Below are 17,934 nucleotides of genomic sequence, written 5' to 3' on the forward strand. Positions count from 1 at the left end.
CAGAGTTCAGGGCTTTTTTCCCATTTTTGCGACAAGCCGAACGTTGGTGCAATGCGCTTGGAGAGCTACGTTATGCGTGAATCGATGGAATTTGATGTGGTCATCGTTGGGGCCGGCCCGGCGGGCCTGTCTACCGCCTGCCGTTTGATGCAGCAGGCTCAGGAAAACGAACAGGAATTGACGGTCTGTGTGGTGGAGAAAGGCTCCGAAGTCGGTGCCCATATCCTGTCGGGTGCTGTTTTGGAAACGCGGGCATTGGATGAACTCTTTCCAAACTGGAAAGAGCAGGGTGCGCCACTGAACACGGCGGTTACTGAAGACGAGGTTTACCTGCTCAGAAATGCTGAAGCTGGCACCAAGATTCCCAACGCCTTCGTGCCCAAGACCATGCACAACCGGGGTAACTACATCGTCAGCCTGGGCAGCCTGTGTCGCTGGCTGGCGGAGCAGGCTGAAGCCCTGGGCGTTGAGGTGTTTCCGGGCTTTGCGGCCGCGGAAGTGTTGTTCAATGACGATGGCAGCGTCAAGGGTGTCGCCACCGGCGACATGGGCGTGACCGCCGAGGGCGAGCAGGGCCCCAACTACATGCCGGGCATGGAGTTGCATGCCAAATACACCGTCTTCTCCGAAGGCTGCCGTGGTCATCTGGGCAAGCAACTGATCAGAAAGTACAGTTTGTACAAAAGTACCGATACCCAGCACTATGGTCTGGGCATCAAGGAGCTCTGGGATATCCCGGCCGAGCAGCATAACTCAGGCTTGGTGGTACATGGCTCCGGCTGGCCGCTGGACAAGGAAACCAGCGGTGGCTTCTTCCTCTACCATACCGACAACAACCAGGTGGTGGTGGGGCTGATCGTCGACCTGAACTACCAGAACCCCTGGCTGAGCCCGTTCGACGAATTCCAGCGTCTGAAGCATCATCCGGTGCTCAAGCGTCATCTGGACGGCGGCAAGCGTGTCTCCTATGGTGCCCGTGCCATCGCCAAGGGGGGGTACAACTCACTGCCGAAGATGACCTTCCCGGGCGGCCTGCTGGTCGGCTGTGATGCCGGTACGCTGAACTTCAGCAAGATCAAGGGCACCCATACCGCGATGAAGTCCGGCATGCTGGCGGCCGAGGCGATCTTCGACGCGCTGAGCAAGGGTGACGAGGGTGGTAAGGATCTGAGTGGCTTTACGGATGCCTACAAAGCTTCCTGGCTGTTCGACGAGCTGTACCGATCGCGCAACTTCGGCCCGGCGATGCACAAGTTCGGCCAGCTCCTGGGCGGCGCGTTCAACTACATTGACCAGAACTGGTTCGGCGGTCGCATCCCGGTGACCCTGCACGACAATCACCCGGATCATGCCCAGCTGGCACCGGCGGATCGTTATGAACCGATCAAGTACCCCAAGCCGGATGGCAAGCTCAGCTTCGACAAGCTGTCCTCGGTGTTCCTGTCCAACACCAACCACGAGGAAGATCAGCCCTGCCACCTGCGGCTGGCGGATGCCGAGATCCCGCTGAAGCAGAATCTGCAGCTGTTTGCCGAACCGGCGCAACGCTATTGTCCCGCGGGCGTGTACGAGATCGTCGAGGACGAAGGTGGCCAGCGGTTCCAGATCAATGGCCAGAACTGCCTGCACTGCAAGACCTGCGATATCAAGGACCCGGTGCAGAACATTACATGGGTTACACCAGAGGGTGGTGGTGGCCCGAACTATCCAAACATGTAAGTAGGATGAGCGTCGTGTTTTGTATTGTAACTGTCTGATTATGATTGTTGTTTAAGTGGAGTGCTGTCAGGCGTTATTCATCTAAATGCCATTTGGCAGAGCCTTTAATCGAGCGCTTATGTCAACACAGCTTATCTGTGGTTGCTCATAATGAACGTCCGTTCCATACCAATTGGAGTAGGTGGCTTTTAAGAGGAGTGGGGTAGCTGAAATACGTTGAATTTACCGCGCACCGTTACTTCTAACCAATAGCCATGTTACCCGTAAACTAAAGGATCGGATGTCGCCCATTGGTAGAGGCTCTAGACCATGAACTTGGTAGAAAGACTTTGGTGTCACAGCGCCGGCTTTACTTTCCATGAATGGTATAGCGATTAAGCACTGATAATGGATAGCGTTGTCTTTTGGTGGTTACTGTTGGATGTCACGACGCACAGACACTGCACAGGCGGCGGTCCGGATATGGACCGAGGTAGCATTCAGGCCGCAAAAATGCGGCCTCCTCGCGATCTCGTTTGCTTTATAAAGCCTTTGATTTTCAAAATTCATTCTATTTATATTCAAGGAGGGAAGAGGTGGTGCTAGCGACCGGACTGGTCCGGCACACCCGTTAAGGGGGGGGATCAATTGCAATCTTGCAGATTTTCATAGAGATTTATAACTATAAATAAGATCCTACCCATCACCAGTGTAAATTAGCGGATAGAATTTAAAATCAATTCTTATCTAAGCAAAGGTTACACAAAAATTTGAACGTAGATGACCAAAATGTCGTAATTCAAAGCGGTTTTTTTGACTCACAATTCCTGATGTCGGTAAAAATTTAGATGACTTTTCATTAGATCTTGTGCGCGAGGATCCTCCGTTTGGCAGCAGGCGCTCTCTCAATTAAGGTAGTAGTGGCAAAACCAATGTTCGAATCATTATAAAAGAGAGAGCGACTAGTTCGGCTTACAGGGGGGCAGTAGGCTATTTCTAGCTTTGAGTTTTACGCCAATGGTCTGGTGCCATTCCGACATTATTTTTGAAAGCACGTGAAAAAGCGCTAACGTTTTGATACCCAAGCATTTCAGCAAGGTCGATCAGGGAAATATGAGAGTCTCGTAGATATTCGATAGCCACTTCTTGGCGCACGGAGGTCAGCAGAGATTTGAATGTGAATTGATGCTTGGCCAGCATGCGTTGAAGCGACCTTGGACTCACTGCCAAAAGCTGCGAGATACTTTCCAAGTTGCAAGTGCGAGTGCCGAGGCGGCAACGAATATGGTAACGCACCTTCGTAACGATATCGTCGTTAGGCTTGTACCCGCCCAACAGTGAAGACAAATGGGATTGGACGATCTCCAGCAAAACGGCATCAGCTGTCGCGATGGGGTGCTTCAGGTCTTCCTCTGGAAACACGATGGCGTCATATTCCCGGTCAAAATAAACCGGAGCGTTGAAATAACGTTCGTATGTCAGTGTATTGCCTAGTGGTCTGTGAGCGAAATATATTGCGCTCGGTGTCCACTGGGGTCCACAGAGTACCTTGAACGCCTTGAACGCTTGAACCATTGTGAGGTTGCGTGACTGTACGCCACTCTCCTTACGCCCTGCGCGGTCCCGCCGAGTTAGCGCAACCTTGCCATCTAGTGTTTGCAAACCCCAAGTCGCCGCCTGTGAATAGAGTGGAATATATTTGTCGATGCAACTAAGCGCACTGCCTAGGTTGGGCGATAGCTTAATGACTTGCGACAGGAGACCCAGACTGAATGGAGGTTGGTGTTTGCCGACCAGAAAACCAAATTGTGGACAATCAAACTCCTTCGCGACCTTGTCCAAAAAACGAGCGACCTTAGTGAAGGACAGAAAGCCTTCAGGTTCAATGAGCAACCGTTTGGGGATACCGCACTGGTCAAGCACCTCACCAATGTCGATTTCGAGCTCTTGCGCCGCTTCCAGAGTGCCGAGCAAATATTGACTGTCAATTAGCAAAGGGGCCTTTGTCGGTTCTGTTGTCGTCATGACGGACTCCAAGAAATGCGCGACGAATGGCGTATAACGAGATGAACATTGTCACTAAAGGTTACTCAGTGGGCAATAGGTATTGGCTCGCCTGGTGGCTGAATGCACAGATCCAATAGATTCACCTTCCTCCTCCTGATTACCGTTTTTTTGGGGCTAGTCCTGATCTAGGAGTCGGCATTTCAATCGCGCTAAATAGGCGCATTATAGATAAAAAATCTCTCTTTATTTGAAGGACATACCTTAATCTGCCTGCTGATTTTTCGTTAGAGGGAAAGCCAGGAAGTCTCAGTGGGTTGATGTTCAATGTCATTATTTTTGTCGCCTAATGGTATTCACTATGGCGTCTAATGGTATGCCGCGTCATTTTTTTTGCGTGAGAATAAATTCCGTCAAAAGCAGAGCTCTTATGGATAGGGAACAGTCATCGTCCCAAACCCTAAGGCGCGAAGCTTTATATGCGCACATAAAAATAATAGAGGCGTACTTATGGAAATGGCCCAGAATGTGGCAAAGAATCCGGCTGAAACAAGTGCAAACCTGAAGCGCTGGTATGTACTGATATTATTGACACTGGTCTATATGGCGAGCGTTGCCGACCGCAATATCTTCGCTATCCTGCTCCCTCATATTCAAGCCGAATTGGCACTGTCAGATACCCAACTTGGACTGCTGTCTGGTGTGGCATTCGGAATCTTCTACGCTGTTCTTGGCATCCCGATTGCGTTTATGGCGGACCGCTCAAACCGTCGCAATATTATTGCGGGCGCGCTGGGGCTGTTCAGTCTGATGACTGTAGTTTGTGGCTTTGCCGGCAACTTCATGCAGATGCTTTTCGCGCGTATGGGTGTTGGTGTAGGGGAGGCTGGAACGAGCCCACCTACGCACTCCATATTGTCAGACTATTTTCCTCCCCATCGTAGAAATATTGCGATGGGTGTTCTTAACGCGGGCGCTTTTTTCGGCATTCTGATCGGTTTCGTTGTTGGAGGTGCCGTCTCTGAACAATACGGTTGGAGAGCTGCTTTTTATGTTCTGGGCGTTCCTGGTCTTTTGCTGGCGTTGGTCGTGTGGTTGACCGTTGAAGAGCCTGTGCGTGGTGCTTCAGAAAGTAACAATTCGGTTACCACTGTCGAAACCGCTAAGGTGAAAGAGGTGTTTGCCTTTCTATGGCAGCAAAAGAGCTACCGCCATACGGTCGTGCTCTTTGCCTTAGCCTCCTTTATTGCCTACGGCATGTTTACCTGGATGCCAACCTATCTTGTTCGTACCTTCGCCATGGACACCAAACAGATCGGCATGATGCTGGGAGGGGTGTTGTTCGTATCGGGGGTCGCCGGTTCATTGGCATCAGGCTGGATCATTGATCACTTGACCCGCAAAGACTTGCGTTGGTCGCTTTGGATACTGGCTTTAGTGATCTTGGTGCTTATGCCACCCATGGTCACGATTTTTATGACTGACTCGGCAACGGTTGCCATCGCTTGCTTCGCAGCTCCGGGGTGTCTGATGGCATTTGTGACCCCCGCGGTAATTGCTTTGGCACAGCGCTTGGCTCCTTTACGGATGCGGGCGGTTTCCTCAGCGGTTCTGTTCTTTTTTGGTGCTCTGATTGGTATCGGGCTTGGTCCTGTATTTGTCGGTGTTCTTAGTGATGTCTTGCAGTCATGGTCTGGCGACGAGTCACTGCGTTATGCGTTGCTTGCGCTGTGTCCGATTGCTCTGTGGGTGGTTGCTCATTGTCTTCTGGGATCGCGAACGCTTATCGATGATATCAAGCGCGCTGAGTCAAGGTAACTCGGTGAAAGGCTGGACTACAGACAAGAAATTACAAGCGGTGCGTTTGCCCGACTCGCATCACTTTTAAAAAAATCAGTTCGGGTAAGTGAATAAAAATAATTACACAAAAAGGTTCTGACTATGACCTACAGAAATAAGCCTGGGAATGATTTCCCCCATCGGAAGTCATCGTTAAGCACAGCCGTAAGTCGTGTGATTGCGGGGTCTCTACTGCTTGCGGCAACGCAGGCGCAGGCGCTTAGCTGGCAACTTGATAACGGCGTTGTTATCGACCTGGATACGACACTGAGCTATGAAGCGGGTATGCGCCTGAAAGAGCAGGACGCAACCGTTCTGGCTGCTGGTGGTAACCCTGTCGTGGCTGCCGTAACTGATGACGGCAACCGCAACTTTGACAAGCACGACCTGATCAAAAATGCCGTCAATTTCAATACCGACCTGGATATTCAGTACGGTGACGGCGGTGCGTTTTTCCGGGCCCGTGGCTGGTACGACGACGTTTACAGTGATAAGGACCTGGCGAAAGCGGAATTCCAGCGAGATGGACTGGATAAGCATAAGTCTGAAGTCGAGATTCTGGACGCCTTCGTCTACAACATGTTCGATATGGGCGAGCGCAGTCTGAGCCTGCGAGCGGGTCGTCAGGTGGTTAGCTGGGGTGAGAGTCTGTTTATCGGGGGGGGGATCTCCAGTGCCCAGAGCCCTGTGGATGCAACTAAGGCGAGTGCACCGGGTGTCGATCTTAAAGATATCTTTATGCCCGTCGGTCAGGTGTACGGCGAAGTGGATCTGTCAGACTCTTTGGCCATGGGAGCCTACTATCAGTGGGAGTGGGAAGAAAGCCGCATTGATGCGCCCGGCGCCTATTTCAGCGTGCTCGATGCGTTAGGTCAGGGGGTTGCAGGTGATAACACCGATATTGGCCTCCCGGTGCGCGTAGATAAGCCGAGCGACGGGCAATGGGGCGTGGCGTTGCGGTATACCGCCGAGAATCTGAATGACACCGAGTTTGGCTTCCATTATCTGCGTTACAACGACTTTCTGCCGGCGATTCAGCTACTCCCACCGTTGCTAGGTCCGCAAGTGACCAATCAGTATTTCGAAGATATCGACCTGATTGGTGTGAGCGCAGGCATGGTGATCGGCGACACCAATGTTGGTGCCGAGATCAGCTATCAGGATGGCAAAGCAGTCCAGCTTAATATTCCGGGCGCCTTTTACTTCGCAAGAGCTAAAACGGCTCAGGCGCAGGTCTCGTTTATTCACCTATTCCCAAGTTCAGCACTGGCAGACAGCATTACCTTATATGGGGAGTTTGCTCATAACCGGGTGTTGTCTATTGATGATGATGCGACGGCCGCAGCCGCCGGCGTTAACGTTGGCGACGTTGCGTCTGCGGTTGCGAATGATCGCAGTGCGTCTTCGGCCGTTCTCCGTGCCAAGTTTAGCTACTTTGGTGTTGCCCCGGGGCTGGATATGTCTTGGACCGCTACATATCGCAATGACTTTAACGGGCGTTCGTCTATTCCGTTCACGTTTACCGAAGACTTTGAACAGCTTGCCCTGAAGGCAGACTTTAGATACGCAGGTGGTCATTCCTTCGGTGTCAGCTACGTCAACTATCTGAGCGATGTTGACGATATCGTCGAGGAAAAAGATAGCTTGGGTCTCGCTCACCTCAATGCTGACCGTGATTATGTTTCTGCCTACTACAAGTACCGTTTCTAAGGCGTGTATTCGCGAATTTCTTAGTAGGATTAGTTGAGGATAAAAATAATGACAATCAAAAAAACGATTCTGGCTTTGTCGGTAACAGCAATGACTCTGGGTGCCGGTAGTGCCTTGGCTAAGGTCAGCGCCGAAGAAGCGGCCAAACTGAGAAACGAATTGACGCCGGTAGGTGCTGAACGCGCGGGCAACGCCGATGGCTCTATTCCCGAATGGACCGGCGGCATGACCGCTGCGCCGAAGGGACATAAGGCAGGTGGTTTTCGTGTTGACCCGTTTGCTGATGAAAAACCCTTGTTTACCATCACTGCAAGTAACTATCAGGATTATTCGGACCAGCTGACTGATGGTCAGAAAATGATGTTCACTAAATATCCCGATACGTTCCAGATGAATATCTACCAGACCCATCGCACCGCAGCGGCGCCTCAATGGGTGTATGACAATACCGCCGAAAACGCCTTGACCGGCGAGTTGACGCCTGATGGCAACGGTATTATGAAGTCTCATGGTGGATACCCGTTTCCGATCCCTCAAAACGGTCTGGAGGTGATCTGGAACCATCACGTTCGCTGGCGAGGTGAAGGCATTCATCGTATCTACAGTTCCGTACTTACCTATCCAAACGGGGAACGCATCGTCGGTGGTGGTGAAGGTTGGGAAACCTACCGTACCCACCAGAAAGATAATTACGACCCCGACTACAACGGCACTGTTCTTGAATTTCTCAATATCTATACCGCGCCGGTGCGGCGTAAGGGTGAAACGCTACTGGTCAAGGACCCCATCAATCAGTCTGAGACACCCCGTCAAGCGTGGCAGTACATTCCAGGGCAGCGCCGTGTACGCCGGGCGCCAACCGTAGCTTTTGACACGCCGGATGCAGGTACATCAGGTACCACTACCTATGATGATGCCTTTATGTATAACGGCTCGCCTGAGCGCTACGATTTCAAACTGGCGGGCAAGAAAGAGATCTATGTTCCTTACAACAGTAACGGTCTCCTGAACAAACTCGCTAAGACTAAGGACGGTGACTATAGCCTGCTGACGCCAAATCATATCGATCCTAAGGCTGAGCGTTGGGAGTTGCACCGTGTTTGGGTGGTTGAGGCGACGTTGAAAGAGGGTAAGCGTCATGTGTATGACAAACGCACCTTCTATGTAGACGAAGACACCTGGATGGTGGTTCTGGCAGATGCGTACGATGGTCGTGGTGAGCTGTGGCGTAGCCATATGGCCCACCTGCTGAACGCCTATGACGTGCCGGTTCAGTCGATGCGTGCGCCGACCTACCATGACTTCCAAACGGGTGTCTATTACGTCTCTGACATCGACGTTGAGCCGTTCGAGGTCTACGAGGGTGAAGGGGAAGGCTACTTCACTCCGGCTCAGGTTCGTAAAATTAGCCGACGTTAATACACCAGGCTGAGCGCCGGCGGCCTCTCCCCTTCGCCGCCGGCTTTTTAAACGCGACGTGGCAATGCAACGCTGTTTCTATCTGTTTTGACACATAAGCAAGCGTGGTTTTGACATCTTGTGGGACCGCCTGTGTATAGCAGCGATTCTCACCTCGTTATTTCTTGGCGGGTCTTTTATATGGCTTTTTTATACCCCTTTTCGTTTTTGCCGGTGCTTCGTCCGATGCAACATTGGTTTATTGCCGCAGTACTGTTCATCGGCCAGTGTGGTTATTCCCAAGCTCATGCCCAGAGCGATGCATTGGAAGCCCCAGCTGTGATGTCTGAGTTGGCACCGAGCACCCTGTTGCTGGATGTGCGTTCGGTTGGAGATCGACTGGTTGCCGTAGGTGAGCGCGGTCACATTCTTATGTCAAATGATCACGGCCAGAATTGGTCTCAGTCCCAGGTTCCGGTACGGGTCACCCTAACAGCCAGTTTTTTCGCCAATGACAATAAAGGCTGGGCCATTGGTCACGATGGTGTGGTCATCACTACAGACGATGGCGGTTATAACTGGCGCAAACTGCTCGATGGTTATCAAGCCAATCAATTGCTGCTGGATCATGCCAGAAAACTGTATGCCAACGCTAAACGGGCATTGGAAAACGCCAGTGATGAGGAACGTTCGAAGCGTGAATTGGAATTCGAAAATGCCGAGTACCGTTTGCATGACGCCGAAGCCTTCATGAGTGAAGGCGCCAGCCGACCATTTTTAGGTATCTGGTTTAAGAATGAAAGCGAAGGTTACATCGTCGGTGCTTTCGGTATGTTTCTGCAAACCCTGGATGGCGGTAACAGCTGGCAGCCAGTGGTCGAACGCCTGCAAAACCCTGATGGCTTTCACCTTAACGCTATTCGTCGCATTGGCGGGCAGCTATTTATCGTTGCAGAAGCGGGAGGCATCTTTCGTTCGGACGATGACGGTAAAAGCTGGACGTTGCTCGCAAGCCCCTATGAGGGCTCGTTCTTCGGTATTAGCGGAAACGAACAGGGACTGTTAGTGGTATATGGTCTGCGAGGCCATGCCTTCTTTTCGTTAGACCGTGGTGACAGCTGGCAGCCAGTTGCTACCAATACTGACAAAACCATTCTCGGTGGCACGCTGCTGAAAAATGGCCAGGTTCTGCTGATTGGCTACGGCGGCAGCATGATCGTAGTCGACAAGCTCGGCAACGTCGTATCCAGCCAAAACACAACCAGTCGGCTACCCATTACAGACGCTGTTGATATGGGAGCTGAGGGTATCGTAACCGTTGGGATTGGCGGTGCCCGTATTCACCCATCACAGCAAAACGCGCAAGGAGTGAACTGATGACTCAGGCGCTTAATCGCAAGAAACACGACCGCTTACACGACGCCGTTTCCGGGTCAGAAGCTTTTATCGAAAAGCTGCTGTTTGGTAATCGCGCGATGTTGGTGTTCATATTTGCAACCCTAACAGTGTTCCTGAGCTACCAGGCCAGTCAGATCAGACTGGATGCTAGCTTCGAAAAAATGATCCCGACCTCACACCCTTATATTTCCAACTATCTGGAGTATAAGGATGAGATGACCGGTATGGGTAACGCGGTAAGGATCGCGGTAGAAACCACCGAGGGTGATATCTACACCCGGGAATTCATGGCAACGCTGCAGAAAATCCATGATGAAACCTTTTACATACCAGGCGTCGATCGTTCCGCCTTGCTGTCGCTGTGGTCGCCGGCAGTACGCTGGCTCGAAGTGACCGAAGAGGGTTTTGCCGCCGGACCGGTGGTATCGGACACCTACGATGGTACTCCAGCGTCACTTGAGGAGGTTCGGGCTAATGTCGCCAAGTCGGGGACTATCGGTTCCCTGGTGGCCAATAATTTCCGCTCCACGGTGGTCTACGTACCGCTTTTGGAAACTGACCCGCAAACAGGAGAGCCTCTCGATTACCACACGCTGTCCCAAAACTTTGAGACGCTGATCCGGGATAAATACGAGAGCGATAACATCAAAATACATATCACCGGCTTTGCGAAAGTGGTGGGTGATTTGATTGATGGGGCGACGTTGGTTATTACCTTCTTTGCTATCGCACTGGCGATTACCTTTGTGTTGCTGTTTGCGTATTCCCGTTGTTTGCGCAGTACTGTCATCTCGCTACTTTGCTCGGTTATTGCGGTGGTTTGGCAGCTGGGGCTGCTGAGGCTACTGGGATATCCGCTGGACCCCTACTCGATGCTGGTGCCGTTTCTGGTGTTCGCTATCGGCGTGAGTCATGGGGTACAGGTGATCAATGCCATCGCCCATCAAGCGATGCAGGGGAGCAACTCGGAGCTTGCGGCTCGACGCGCATTCAACAGCCTCTACGTCCCCGGCATTATCGCGCTAGTCAGCGACGGTGTCGGCTTTGCCACCCTGATGGTGATTGAGATCGCGGTTATTCAGGATCTGGCGATCGCCGCCAGCATGGGGGTGGCGGTTATTATTCTGACCAACTTGGTGCTGCTTCCTGTTTTGATGTCTTATGCGGGTGTCAGTCGTCGGGCGTTGAGCAAGCTGGAACATGAAGAGGAGCGCTCTAAGCACCCGTTATGGACCCGACTGAGCCAGTTCACCGAGCGTCGCTATGCGTTACCGCTGGTACTGCTGCTGATCGGTTTGGCTACAGGTGGCTTAATCGGAAGCAACAATCTCAAGATTGGCGATTTAGACGCCGGTGCCCCGGAGTTGCGTCCGGATTCACGCTACAACCGGGATAACACCTTTATCAACCAAAACTACTCGACGAGCACCGATATCTTCGTAGTGATGGTGAAGTCCGAGGGTAGTGAATCCTGTGCCAAGTACCGCCTCCAGGATGTTGCCGATCAGTTGCAGTGGCGATTGCAACACCTGCCCGGAGTGCAATCCAGCCGATCGCTGGCGGATGCCACCAAAGCCATTATTGCTGGCACCAATGAGGGCAACCTGCGCTGGATGGCGTTGAATCGCAACCAGCAGTTGCTGGATCAGGTGTCGTTTCGCGCACGATTTAAGGATGCCAGCACGTTTAACGCTTCCTGTGACCTGGTCCCGATCGTGGTCTATTTGAATGACCACAAGGCGGAAACGCTCGACTCGGTTGTGAAGGTCGTTGAACGCTTCAAGGTGGAATTTGATAACGATGAATTCACCTTCTTGCTGGCTGCGGGGAACGCGGGTATCGAAGCGGCGACCAACATCGTGATCGAAAAGGCGCAGTACAAGATGTTGATCTGGGTTTACGCCGTAGTGGGATTGCTTTGCCTGATCACGTTCCGTTCTATCCGCACCGTTGCTTGTATTCTGCTGCCATTGGCCGTCACGTCCATTCTGTGTCAGGCCTTGATGGCGCAACTGGGTATCGGCGTCAAGGTTGCCACCCTGCCGGTGATCGCCTTGGGGGTCGGTATCGGGGTTGATTACGGCATCTATATCTACAGCAAACTGGAAAGCTACCTGGCGTCGGGTAGGAGCCTCAAAGAAGCGTACTTCTTTACGCTGAAAACAACGGGCAAGGCGGTGGCATTCACCGGGATTACCTTGGGCATTGGCGTAGCGACCTGGGTGTTTTCGCCGATCAAATTCCAAGCTGACATGGGCATCCTGCTTACCTTTATGTTCGTCTGGAACATGATCGGAGCACTGGTTTTTCTGCCCGCATTAACGTGTTTCCTTCTGCCATCGAAGCGCGGAAAAACGGTTCCACAGTCATTTGATCACCCCGGTGGCGGTACCACGAAAGCAGTGTGATTGGTTAACAATAAATATTCAAAATGAGGCTTTGAGACATGCCGACAAAAATTTTACCACCCAGTGAAAATGCTTATGCCTATCCACTCCTGGTTAAGCGGTTACTGGACTCGGCGCAGCGCAACGAAAACAACAACGAGATCGTTTATCGAGGTGATCTGCGTTTTAGCTACCGTGAATTTAACGAACGTGTCTGCCGTTTGGCGAATGCCTTGACGGCGATGGGCATCAAAGCCGGAGACACGGTCGCTGTGATGGATTGGGACAGCCATCGTTACCTGGAGTGCTTTTTCGCCATTCCTATGATCGGTGCGGTGCTGCATACGGTGAACATCCGTCTTTCGCCGGAACAGATTACCTATACCGTGAATCATGCCCAGGATGATGTGCTGCTGGTTCATGAAGACTTTTTACCTGTCGTTGAAACTATTCAAGGGGAGCTTGAGACGGTCAAAAATTATGTGCTGCTGAGCGATGACGGTGCGGCTCCTTCAGGTGCGCTACCGTTTCTCGGTGAGTACGAACGGTTACTGGCTGCATCGGATACCGCATTCGACTTCCCTGATTTTGACGAAAACTCCGTCGCTACCATGTTCTATACCACCGGTACGACGGGCAATCCGAAAGGCGTGTATTTCACTCACCGCCAACTGGTGTTACACACCCTTGTGTTGATAGGTACGCTTGGCAGCACTGACAGCGAGCCGTTGCTCAGTCGTGATGGTGTCTACATGCCGATCACACCCATGTTCCATGTGCATGCGTGGGGCATGCCTTATGCCGCAACCATGCTGGGTGTGAAGCAGGTGTATCCGGGGCGATATGTTCCCGATCATCTGGTTCGCTTAATTCGCGAAGAGGGCGTGACGTTCAGTCACTGTGTGCCGACCATTTTCCAGATGCTGTTGGCGTCAGACGAAGCGAAGCACACTGACTTTTCCAACTGGAAGCTGCAGGTTGGAGGAAGTGCGCTCACTGCCGGTTTGGCGAGTCGTGCCAGCGAGTTGGGGATTCAGATCTACTCCGGTTATGGCATGTCGGAAACGTGCCCTGTACTGGCGCTGACCCAGATTGACAGAAACATCGCTGCGCTCTCAGCAGAGGAGCAGACCGCGTATCGGACCAAGGCTGGAAGGCTGGTTAGCCTCGTCGATATGCAGATCTGGTCACCGACAGGTGAACCGTTACCTCATGATGGTGTGGCGACCGGTGAAATTGTGGTACGCACCCCTTGGTTGACGCAGGGCTACCTCTATGAACCCGAAAAAGGCGATGAGCTGTGGCGCGGTGGATGGATGCATACGGGCGATGTGGCCTGTATTCATCCAGATGGTTTTGTCGAAATCCGTGACCGGATCAAAGACGTGATCAAGACCGGAGGTGAATGGATCTCCTCCCTGGAGTTGGAAAGCCTGATCAGCAGTCATCCGCTGGTGGACAATGTGGCGGTTGTAGGTGTGCCCGACGAGCGTTGGGGTGAGCGCCCACATGCCTGTGTGGTCGCGAAGTCGGGTGAGCTTGTTGCGGAGACGATAAAACAACATCTCAGCCAATTTGTAGAAACCGGACAAATCAATAAATGGGCTATTCCTGAGTCGATCGACCTTGTGACAGACATCCCTAAAACCAGTGTCGGAAAGATCGATAAGAAGCGCATACGCTCATCCATCAACTGATCAGTTTCGTTACCACGGGTGAAAGCCCTGTTTTCTGCAGCCAGACACGCCAACACGGTCACGGCGTATTGGCTGGGGTTCTGGTCGTGAACAAATATAAAAAGAGGAAAGAACAATGGGTATTAGTTTTGAGGGTAAGGTCGCAATTGTGACTGGTGCCGGGAATGGTCTGGGACGCTCTCACGCGCTGGCGCTGGCAGAGCGCGGTGCCAAGGTAGTTGTTAATGATCTTGGGGGCGCACGCGATGGCATGGGGCAGTCTTCTGAGGCTGCCCGTGAGGTCGTGCGGCTGATTGAAGAGCGCGGTGGTGAGGCTTTTGCTCATGGCGCCAACGTAGCCAAGTTTGATGAAGTTGAAGAGATGGTTGAACAGGCGCTGGAGAAGTGGGGGCGCGTGGACATCCTCATCAACAATGCCGGGATACTGCGTGATAAGTCATTTGCCAAGATGAGTGTGGAAGACTTTCAGCAGGTGGTCGATGTTCATTTGATGGGTACGTTTAATTGCACTAAAGCGGTTTGGGAGATTATGCGTGCGCAAAACTACGGTCGTATTGTGATGACCACGTCTTCCAGCGGCATGTATGGCAACTTCGGCCAAACGAACTACGGTTCCGCCAAAATGGCTGTGCTTGGACTGATGAACACCTTGGTGCTTGAAGGTATCAAGAACGATATTCGTGTCAACGCGTTGGCGCCAACGGCCAGTACGCGAATGACTGAAGACCTGATGCCCGAGCACGTGCAAAAAATGTTAACGCCTGAAGCGGTCACCGCCGGAGCACTGACACTGTGTCACGATGATGCGCCTAACCGCATGATTCTTTGCGCGGGAGCCGGAGGTTATGCCAGCACCCGGATATTTGAAACTGACGGTATATACCTGCCAGTGGATCAGCAAACACCAGAACAGGTGTGGGCTCATTTCGACCAAATTAACGACACAACGCAGCAAGAGCCGCTCGACTCAGCTGTTTTGCAGACAGAGAAGTTCCTGACGAAAGCGGCAGCACACCTGTCTGCACAAAAGTAAGTCAGAACGAACGTTGTTTTGCACCGGCAGACTCAACATTAAATGTATAGATAGACGGCATCAGCTGTGGCTGGTGCTGCACATTATTAGGTGGAAAGACCATGAGAGAAGCGGTCATTGTTTCAGTTGCACGTACCCCGATCGGTAAAGCGTACCGTGGGGCCTTTAATAACCTTGAAGCCCCGTCGTTGGCTTCCCATGCCGTTCAGGCCGCCGTGGAACGTGCTGGGATTGATCCAGCAGAGATTGAAGATTGTGTCTTTGGTGCGGCTTTGCAGCAAGGCACCCAGAGTATGAACCTGGGACGTCAGGTTGCTTTAGCTTCCGGCTTGCCGGTATCGGTGGCCGGTATGACCATGGACCGGCAGTGCGCCTCAGGCTTGATGGCAATAGCCACCGGTGCAAAGCAGATTGTGGTCGATGGCATGCCTGTATTGATTGCTGGTGGCTGTGAGTCCATAAGCCTGGTGCAAAATGAGCGCCTGAACCTGCACCGCATGGCTGACCCCAAGGTATTGGGGCATGCCCCGGCGATTCATATGCCGATGCTGGATACAGCTGAAGTGGTTGCTAAGCGTTATGGCATCTCCCGCGAGACTCAAGATGCCTATGCGGTGTTATCTCAACAGCGTACTGCCGCCGCGCAAGAGGCCGGTCGTTTTGATGATGAAATCATCCCGGTGACAGCGGTGATGAAAGTGAAGAACCGGGACACCGGAGAGATGACCGATCAGGAAGTGACGCTGACACGGGACGAGGGAAATCGGCCCCAGACCACACTGGAAAGCTTAGCCGGGCTAGACGCGGTGCGCGATGGTGGCTGTGTCACTGGCGGCAACGCCTCGCAGCTGTCGGACGGTGCCGCAGCCGTGGTGATGATGGATCGCAAGCTGGCAGAGCAGCGTAACCTTGAGCCACTGGGCGCCTATCGTGGCATGGTCGTAGCCGGTTGTGAGCCCAATGAAATGGGTATCGGACCGATCTTCGCTATTCCAAAGTTGCTTGAGCGCCACGGATTGAGCATGGACGATATCGGCCTGTGGGAACTGAACGAAGCCTTTGCTGTACAGGTGGTTTATTGTGCCGATAAGTTGGGGATCCCAGCGGATCGCTTGAATGTTAACGGTGGTGCGATTTCCATTGGTCATCCATACGGTATGAGCGGTGCGCGGATGGTGATGCACGCACTAATTGAAGGCAAGCGCCGCGGTGTGAAATACGTGATCATCACCATGTGCATTGGTGGTGGTCAAGGGGCTGCAGGCCTATTTGAAGTGCTGTGATGATACCGGGGGCCTGCGATGCAGGCCTTTCTGAATCCCCAGTAGTTTCTTCACACCTCCCAGTCATGGAAAGTGTTTTCAAGAGAGGTGCAAATGAGCAGCAATCGCCTCCCGAAAAGTTCACAGTCGAAGCGGTCAACCAGGTCACTGATCGCGGTTTCAGAGTCGCTGATGTGGCAATACGACTTGGTCTCACTACCCAAAGCCTTTAGGCCTGGATCAAGTAGTACGGCCCAGCTCAGCAGAGTACCGGAGCAAAGAAGATGAGCAGGTAAAGATCAAGCGGAAAAAGAAATAGCGGAAGCCGGTTCCCGAAGTACTTTGTTTGTGAACAAAGCCGCTTTACTTTGCAAGCGGGTCAACGAAAAGTCACACGTTCATAAAATCTCAGCGCGACCAAGTATGGTGCCGTCAGTTGTGTCGAGCTCTGGGGAACACAGGAGTGGTTTCTATGCTTTGCTGAAACAGCTGAAGTTACAGAGAGGGAAACGATGATCATCTGTTGGGATGATTAGGTGTGAATACCGTCACAACACACTCATTGTGCCATGCTTGGTTGAGTGTGGCAGAGATTATGGCATTTTGGTTTGTCCACACTCACAATCAAAGTGCAACGGCCAGCAGCTCTCGACAGTGGCAAAGGTTATGATAGCCCTATACTTTTATTCTCCGCATAAGAAGGTTGGAACATTTTTTCTATCAGGTGGAGCTACTTCTGGTAGTGCTCACTGGGAGTTGGTTGAAAATATTGCAAAGCCAAGCAAAGGTAAAACCTTGGTGCGCACCTTGGTGCACTTTGCGTTTTTGGCTGTTTTTGCTGGACTGAATCGTCCTGGAAAGGCCATAAGTCATTGAAAGAAATGGCGCCCCAGGCAGGACTCTAACCTGCGACCTGCCCCTTAGGAGGGGGCTGCTCTATACAACTGAGCTACTGAGGCACTGTGAAAGCGGGAAGAATTCTAACGTCAAGACGATGTTTTGACTAGGCTTTGCCGAGACTGCGCTGGCCTTCGTAACGACCCTTGTCGCCTTTCTGGTTGTAAATACTGTTGCCCCGGGCGTGTCCCTGCAGGATTGCAAGCAGCTGATCAGTATTTTGCTTATTGCGCAGCAGGACCTGTTCATTACGCTGGTTGAGAAGCCTGATTTTTTCAAGGGCGGCTTCCAGTTGCTGCCAGCCATCGTTCAGGCGGGTGTTGTCTGGAGCCGGCAAGCGGGCAATGAGATCAAGTACCGCAACGCGGTCGTGACTGATGCCCAGCTGGTCGAGCAGGGCGTTACGTTCACGGATGTTGTGATCGATCGCCAGCAGGCACTCGTGCTTGTCGCGATTGCTTTGCTGCAGACGTTCGAGGTCACGTTTCTGCAAGGCCTGAAGTTCGCTATCCAGAAGCCCCTGCAGGTTTAACAACAGTTCGATACTCTGATGGATCAGAGTATCGAAACGGTTCGTGATGTCCGGGGGCAGGTTGGCAGTCATTCAGCGG

Annotated in this window: 11 protein-coding genes and 1 tRNA gene; 9 read left to right on the plus strand and 3 right to left on the minus strand. The window is 52.4% G+C overall.

Annotated features, from left to right (window positions below; translation table 11 throughout):
* Positions 1–72 precede the first annotated feature (72 nt).
* Entirely contained in the window at positions 73–1,719 is a 1,647-nt protein-coding gene (locus ABD013_RS06800) for an electron transfer flavoprotein-ubiquinone oxidoreductase (protein ID WP_343804200.1), read from the plus strand.
* Positions 1,720–2,694: 975 nt separating this feature from the next.
* On the opposite strand, the gene ABD013_RS06805 is transcribed toward ABD013_RS06800, so the two are convergent.
* Positions 2,695–3,723 carry an AraC family transcriptional regulator gene (locus ABD013_RS06805; RefSeq protein ID WP_343804203.1) on the minus strand — a complete coding sequence of 343 codons (1,029 nt, stop codon included), beginning with the start codon at positions 3,721–3,723 and terminating at the stop codon, positions 2,695–2,697.
* Between the two features lie 489 nt (positions 3,724–4,212).
* Between ABD013_RS06805 and ABD013_RS06810 the strand changes: the two genes are divergently transcribed.
* The 8 genes from ABD013_RS06810 to ABD013_RS06845 all read left to right on the plus strand — a co-directional run bounded on the left by ABD013_RS06810 (position 4,213) and on the right by ABD013_RS06845 (position 16,447).
* On the plus strand, positions 4,213–5,520 hold the full coding sequence (locus tag ABD013_RS06810) for a spinster family MFS transporter (RefSeq protein ID WP_343804206.1): 1,308 nt from the start codon (positions 4,213–4,215) through the stop codon (positions 5,518–5,520).
* A gap of 123 nt (positions 5,521–5,643) precedes the next feature.
* Positions 5,644–7,251, plus strand: a complete 1,608-nt coding sequence (locus ABD013_RS06815) for a DUF1302 domain-containing protein (RefSeq protein WP_343804209.1) — start codon at positions 5,644–5,646, stop codon at positions 7,249–7,251.
* Between the two features lie 48 nt (positions 7,252–7,299).
* Positions 7,300–8,670, plus strand: coding sequence for a DUF1329 domain-containing protein (locus ABD013_RS06820; RefSeq protein ID WP_343804212.1), 1,371 nt, complete (start codon positions 7,300–7,302; stop codon positions 8,668–8,670).
* Between the two features lie 225 nt (positions 8,671–8,895).
* Positions 8,896–10,026 (plus strand): WD40/YVTN/BNR-like repeat-containing protein, encoded by a 1,131-nt coding sequence (locus tag ABD013_RS06825; protein WP_343804215.1) that lies wholly within the window; start codon positions 8,896–8,898, stop codon positions 10,024–10,026.
* Complete coding sequence (locus ABD013_RS06830; RefSeq protein WP_343804218.1) at positions 10,026–12,455, plus strand: efflux RND transporter permease subunit; 2,430 nt, start codon at positions 10,026–10,028, stop codon at positions 12,453–12,455. Before ABD013_RS06825 ends, ABD013_RS06830 begins: the two co-directional genes overlap by 1 nt.
* 38 nt (positions 12,456–12,493) lie before the next feature.
* On the plus strand, positions 12,494–14,131 hold the full coding sequence (locus ABD013_RS06835; RefSeq protein WP_343804221.1) for a fatty acid--CoA ligase: 1,638 nt from the start codon (positions 12,494–12,496) through the stop codon (positions 14,129–14,131).
* 115 nt (positions 14,132–14,246) lie between these two features.
* Positions 14,247–15,164, plus strand: coding sequence for an SDR family NAD(P)-dependent oxidoreductase (locus ABD013_RS06840; RefSeq protein ID WP_343804224.1), 918 nt, complete (start codon positions 14,247–14,249; stop codon positions 15,162–15,164).
* A gap of 101 nt (positions 15,165–15,265) precedes the next feature.
* Entirely contained in the window at positions 15,266–16,447 is a 1,182-nt protein-coding gene (locus ABD013_RS06845) for an acetyl-CoA C-acyltransferase (protein ID WP_343804227.1), read from the plus strand.
* A gap of 861 nt (positions 16,448–17,308) precedes the next feature.
* On the opposite strand, the gene ABD013_RS06850 is transcribed toward ABD013_RS06845, so the two are convergent.
* Positions 17,309–17,385 (minus strand) — tRNA-Arg (locus ABD013_RS06850).
* Between the two features lie 44 nt (positions 17,386–17,429).
* Positions 17,430–17,927: a flagella synthesis protein FlgN gene (locus ABD013_RS06855; protein ID WP_343804230.1), complete on the minus strand. Its 498-nt coding sequence runs from the start codon at positions 17,925–17,927 to the stop codon at positions 17,430–17,432.
* Positions 17,928–17,934: the final 7 nt, after the last annotated feature.

The sequence above is a fragment of the Marinobacterium maritimum genome (genome assembly GCF_039523155.1).
Lineage (GTDB): Bacteria > Pseudomonadota > Gammaproteobacteria > Pseudomonadales > Balneatricaceae > Marinobacterium > Marinobacterium maritimum.